The sequence below is a fragment of the Pontibacter brevis genome, assembly GCF_054779655.1.
The window spans coordinates 1-5,391 of the sequence record NZ_BAAGXV010000046.1; the positions used below are offsets into that span (position 1 = coordinate 1).

Below are 5,391 nucleotides of genomic sequence, written 5' to 3' on the forward strand. Positions count from 1 at the left end.
CCGCATCGCCACCCGATACGACAAGACTGCCTCTAGCTTTCTGGCATTCCTGCACCTGGCTGCAGCCATGACACTGCTGCTATAATTGTCAACGCAGCCTAGAAGTTTGCCCGAATACTTTTTAAACTTCAGAGGAGCGTTCTGTAATCGCACCAAAACAGGCCGCTCCTCTGGAGCTCGGCAAATTGATTGTCTATCGGGCTATAAACAGGTCGTCCCGCTGGGACTGACCTATACGGGGGCATTAATAAAAACAGCAAAAGGCTGCCTTTCTGTAGAAAAGCAGCCTTTTGCAATACTTGTGTGGATGAACTTTTAAAAAAGGGACCCGTTGCTGTTGGTAGTACCTGCTCCGGCTCTGCCTTCGGGCGCTTTGCTTATGGTGGGTTCTTCGCAATTCTCCTCGTTGAACACCTGGTCAATAGCCTTTTCGGCACTGCGCAGCTTTTCTCTGCAGAGCTTTATCAGCTGCGATGAACGCTGTACTTTCTGGGTCAGCTCATCCACATCTACGGAGTCATTTTCAATAGCGCGTAGAATCTCTTCCAGCTCCTGCGTCGCCTCGCGGTATGTTAGACTTTTTAAATCTTTATTTGTCATCTTCGTCAATGTTTACTACCATACTGTGGAGCGTGCCATCCTGCATTTTCGTCTCTATCACGTCTCCGTTGTTAATGTCTTTTATGCTTTTTGTGATTTTGCCATTTATTAAGGTCAACGTATAACCGCGTAAGAGCAGGCGCTCCGGGTTATTGGCCTCAATGCTCATTTCCAGCAGCTTCAGGCGGTGGTTTTGGGTTTGCAGCTTGTTCCGGACGCAAAAAGCTACTTTATCGCTGCTTTTTTCAAACCGTAGCTGCTTTTGCTTCAGCCCGTCTTTTGCTTCTGTTTCGATGCAGTGCACCAGGTTATTTAACTCATGCTCTTTCATGTGCAGGTAGCGCTGGCTCTTGCCCTCTACACAGACAGATAGTTCCTGTAGATACGTTCTCCGCTCGTGCAGCAGGTCCTTGGTTTGTGAGCTGATGTCTTTGTTCAGGTTGCTGACATGGTGCTTCTGTGCCTCTATAAAGGCCTGTGGCTTCAGCAGTAGTCCCCGCGACAAAAGTTCTAATTTGTCTTTCGTGTTTTGCAGCAGCTCTTTTGTCTGGCTTGATATGCGCATGCTTACGCGCTCAAGCAGGCCGTCTGTCACCTTCAGTTGCTGTGCCGAAAACATGCGGATGCTATCCAGTAAGCTCTCGTTGTACTCCTCTGCCGACCTGAACCGGTCGATGAGGAAGTTGGCCACAGCTGTCGGTGTTTTTAAACGCGTATGCGCGACCATGTCTGAAATACTCTCATCCCGCTCATGGCCGATACCGGTGAGCACGGGGAGAGGAGAATGCCCGATGGCAGCGGCAATAGCATAGTCATCGAAGCAGCTCAGGTCCGTTTGAGAACCGCCACCCCGGATAAGCACAATGGCATCAAACCTATCTTTGTATTTGCCTGCCAAAGCCATCGCCCGTTTCACGGAGGCTGGTGCCTCATTTCCCTGCACGGTAGCCGGGAAAAGCGTGGTATGGAAGGAGTAGCCGAAGCTGTTGTTTTGTAACTGGTGGATAAAATCCTGGTAGCCCGCTGCTGTGGCCGAGGAGATAACGGCCAGTCGCTGTGGTACCAGGTCCAGTTCTATGGACTTATTCGCTTCCATCAACCCCTCTGCTTCCAGGCGTTTTAGCGTTTCCTGCCGTTGCCGTGCCAGGTCGCCGATGGTATAGTTCGGGTCGATGTTTACGATGTCGAGGCTCAGGCCGTACAACTCGTGGAAGCGCACCGTTGCCTGAAAGAGCACTTTCAAGCCTGCCTTGAGCGGTTGCCCTGTCTTTTCCTCAAAGTAGCGGCCCAACATCTGGTACCTGGAGCTCCAGATGGTAGCACGAGCCTGCGCCAGCATCTGCCGGGCATCGTCGCCTTTGTCTACCAGCGTGAGGTAGCAATGGCCTTTGCGGCGGTCGGCGTTTACCTGCGCCACCTCTGCCACCACCCAATAGCTCTCCGGAAACGCCATTTCCAGCTCCTCCCGAATCTGCTGGTGCAGCTGGTGGAGCGAAAGTGGCGCATGCAGCTCTTCTTTAACTGTCTGCCGGAGGAAAAACTGGGCCATAGAGGTGTGGTGGATTTCTGCTTGTATCAGTATATCAGGCAGGTATAAAACCTGCTTCTGAAGCACAATATAAGCTTTTGTCTTTGGAGCGCAAAGCAGAAAAGACGGCCTTTTTTCAATTTAAAATATAGAACCGGTTGTATGTAAAGTGATTGTCAGTTGCTTCTAAAAATAGAATCGCTCATACACCTGCTGTTTAATGTGGCTGGCAATTCGAAGAAGCTCGGCTGTATCGGCTATCGCCTCTGCCGACATCAGGTACAGCGGCACGGACTTGCCTTCCTGCTGATAAGGTGGCTGGTGATAATTAAAAGTGTCGTGTAGGGTAAAGCCAAGCAGTTTCTGATAAAAGCGAATCCGTTTCCTGCTGATTTTATCTGTTGGCCGCTCTACTTCCAGCAAAAGCTTCCGGTTAGTTTTGCGCAGCAGCCACTGCATGACCTGCCTACCCAGCCCCAGGTCCTGATGGGAAGGAGCGATAGCCAGGTGCTCCAAAAAGTAAAAGCCTTCTAATTGCCAATAAATGCACAAGCCCATTGCCTCGTCAGCAGCAGTTACCGCATAAACAAACATGTCCTGCTGATGGAGGAGCCCCAGTAACTGTTGAGAATCCCTTCGCTCTTCCACAGGAAATGCGGCTTCATAGAGCTTTTGCAGCGTGGGAACAGCGGGGTGAGACTGGTCTCGGATGTGGATGAGTTCAACAGAGTTGTTCAAGTGCTATAAAGATTTCTGTGCCTTCTGGTCTGGCGGTGCATTGTGTACTGCGCCCTATGAACTACAAAGCCGCTGTCGGTGCAATGACCAACAACGGCTTTGGGTTTCAAGAAGATTTAAGAGCTACTGCTATACGTGAGACTGCTTTTTTAGAAGGGCAATTTGCTGGTTGAGCTCTTCAATTCTGTTCATCTCTGTCTGAAGCTCCCTTTTCAGCTTTAATTCTTTTTCGCGGGCGCCTTTTTTATACTCATCGTACTCCTGGTGTACTTCATCGTAGGCTCTTCGCTTTTCAACGGCTACACTTTTGCTGCTCTTGTACTGCAGTATGATGATGGCCAGCAGGATAAGGAGCACAATGATAACCGCAAAGCTCAGGATAACATACGTTTGCTTCTCCATATCAATGCCTAAGACAGAGAGATTGGCAACATCGTGCGCGTTTTGCTGTACCTCCTGTTCCTTGGCTGCATACTGCTGCTTTAGCGCCTGTAGTTGCTCCTGCTGTGCTGCAATGCTGTCCTTTGCCTGCACCAGGTCTTGCTCTGTTTGCACGCCTGCTTGTTTCAGTTGCTGCTCTCTTGCGGCTAGCGTCTCCTGCACACTCTTCCAAAAGGCATCGAGCGAAGCAACGTTCACAACCTTGTATGTTCTGTTGTTTTCCGTGTAGGAGTTAGAGCCGGCTTTCAGGTTGTTGAATTGCCTGGCGAGGTTATCAGTTGCAGGAGTTCCTTCTTTGGCTGTTCCCTGTGCGTTTGCTACCAAGCCGGATAGCACAAAGAAAAATGATAAAAAGACTGCCTTCATAATAAAGAAAATAATTTCCAGGCGCGGTGCCTGGGTTCAACATAAATATAGTACCCGCTTACGTGGTCAGGAAAAGGACTTGCCTGGCACATGTTGCCAGACCTACAAAGATTAACACCTAAACTCCGCGTTTATTGTTAATCCGGAAAAAACATCTCCCATGAGGCCTGTTCCAGGTGCAACAACAGCAAAATCTGCCTTTTACTATATACTTTCCAACTTCCGTTTTACAGCGCCAGCATCAGCTTTAGGCTGCTATAGTAAAGCAAGAATACAAAATGCATCGATAACTAGCAAAGCAATAGTGATATCCTTTGTCTTGCCAGTTGCCAGTTTTATGGCTGTCCAGGAGAGGAACCCCCAGATAATGCCCTGCGTGATAGAGTAAGAAAAAGGTATCAGAACCATGGCCAGAAAGGCAGGAATAGCCTCATCCAGCTGCCCCCAGTTGATTTTTACAACAGGCCGAACCATGAAAACGCCCACCAGCACCAGGGCCGGTGCCGTGGCAATGGCAGGTACGATGGAGAGCAGGGGAGCCAGGAACAGAAAGGGGAGAAAAAGCAAAGCACCTACCACAGCGGTAAGCCCTGTACGGCCGCCTGCTTCTATACCTACCGCCGATTCGATATAAGCCGTTCCGGGACTGGAGCCTACCAGGCCTGCGAGAGTAGTGGCTACGGCATCGGTCATCAGGGAGCGTTTCACGTTGCGGGGTTCGCTCTGTTCATCCAGTAGGTTGGCGGCTTCTGCCAAACCTACAAATGTGGAAACACTATCGAACATATCGGTGAACACAAAAGCGAAGATAATAGGCACTACCGCCCACTGCAGTGAGTTCACGTAATCTAACTGGAGCAGCAAACTAAAGTCCGGGGCCGCGAAAAGGCCCTGGAAGTTTACCAACGGCACGCCACCCTCGCCGCCATACCAGCGGCCAATCGGGTAAGTAGCCAGCGTGGTGAAAAGGATACCTATCAATATAGCCCCCCTAACATTCTTGGTCAGCAGCACCGCTGTCAGCAGCAGCCCTGCCAGGAAAGTGAGGAGGGTAGGGGTCAGTTGCCCAATTCCAAGGATGGTGGCAGGGTTGGAAACAATGAATTTTGCGTTTGTAAAGCCTATCAGGGTAATAAATAAGCCAATGCCTGCCGCAATGGCAAAGCGAAGGGGGCGCGGAATAGCTCGCACAATGAGCGTCCGCACGTTGAAAGCTGAGAGCAACAGAAAGACCACGCCTGACCAGAATACGGCTCCCAGAGCCACCTGCCAGCTAATGCCTAATCCTAAAACGGCAGAATACGTGAAGAAGGCATTCAGTCCCATGCCGGGTGCCACCAGAATAGGGTTGCGGGCGTAGAGGCCCATCATCAGGCTGCTAAAGAAACTCACGATGATGGTGGCTGTGAGCACTCCCGCAAATGGCATCCCCGCCTGGCTAAGAATGCTGGGGTTCACCACAATGATATAGGAAGTGGCCAGAAAGGAAGAAACACCGGCAATGATTTCTGTTTGAACAGTGGTGCCGTTCTTCTTCAGTTGGAAATAAGACTCCATTTCAGGTTAATTATACTGCGTTGTAGATGGGTATTAAATAAATGAAGCCGCAAAGGTACTAGGTCGTGTTGACAATTAATGAATGATTTTGTTTTACTGTTGTTTAAGTTTCAAAAAGCTTATGCGACGTTACGAAATCAGCGACTATGACTGGCAACGCC

Annotated in this window: 5 protein-coding genes; all 5 read right to left on the reverse strand. The window is 50.0% G+C overall.

Annotated elements, in window-relative coordinates; all coding sequences use genetic code 11:
* Window positions 1-315 precede the first annotated feature (315 nt).
* The 5 genes from xseB to ACYVB1_RS12995 all read right to left on the reverse strand — a co-directional run bounded on the left by xseB (window position 316) and on the right by ACYVB1_RS12995 (window position 5,230).
* Window positions 316-600 carry an exodeoxyribonuclease VII small subunit gene (xseB, locus tag ACYVB1_RS12975; RefSeq protein WP_460924166.1) on the reverse strand — a complete coding sequence of 95 codons (285 nt, stop codon included), beginning with the start codon at window positions 598-600 and terminating at the stop codon, window positions 316-318.
* Entirely contained in the window at window positions 590-2,215 is a 1,626-nt protein-coding gene (xseA, locus tag ACYVB1_RS12980; RefSeq protein ID WP_460924168.1) for an exodeoxyribonuclease VII large subunit, read from the reverse strand. Before xseA ends, xseB begins: the two co-directional genes overlap by 11 nt.
* Before the next feature lie 99 nt (window positions 2,216-2,314).
* Complete coding sequence (locus tag ACYVB1_RS12985) at window positions 2,315-2,866, reverse strand: GNAT family N-acetyltransferase (protein ID WP_460924170.1); 552 nt, start codon at window positions 2,864-2,866, stop codon at window positions 2,315-2,317.
* A 129-nt stretch (window positions 2,867-2,995) separates the two neighbouring features.
* The gene (locus tag ACYVB1_RS12990) at window positions 2,996-3,673 is read right to left on the reverse strand and encodes a hypothetical protein (protein WP_460924172.1); all 678 of its coding nucleotides are present in this window, start codon (window positions 3,671-3,673) and stop codon (window positions 2,996-2,998) included.
* Between the two features lie 255 nt (window positions 3,674-3,928).
* Window positions 3,929-5,230, reverse strand: coding sequence for an NCS2 family permease (locus ACYVB1_RS12995; protein ID WP_460924174.1), 1,302 nt, complete (start codon window positions 5,228-5,230; stop codon window positions 3,929-3,931).
* Window positions 5,231-5,391: the final 161 nt, after the last annotated feature.

Excerpts from the sequence above, each read along its gene's own strand:
- ACYVB1_RS12995 (WP_460924174.1), bottom strand. The coding sequence starts at position 5,230 with ATGGAGTCTTATTTCCAACTGAAGAAGAACGGCACCACTGTTCAAACA.
- xseB (WP_460924166.1), bottom strand. The coding sequence starts at position 600 with ATGACAAATAAAGATTTAAAAAGTCTAACATACCGCGAGGCGACGCAG.
- ACYVB1_RS12990 (WP_460924172.1), bottom strand. The coding sequence starts at position 3,673 with ATGAAGGCAGTCTTTTTATCATTTTTCTTTGTGCTATCCGGCTTGGTA.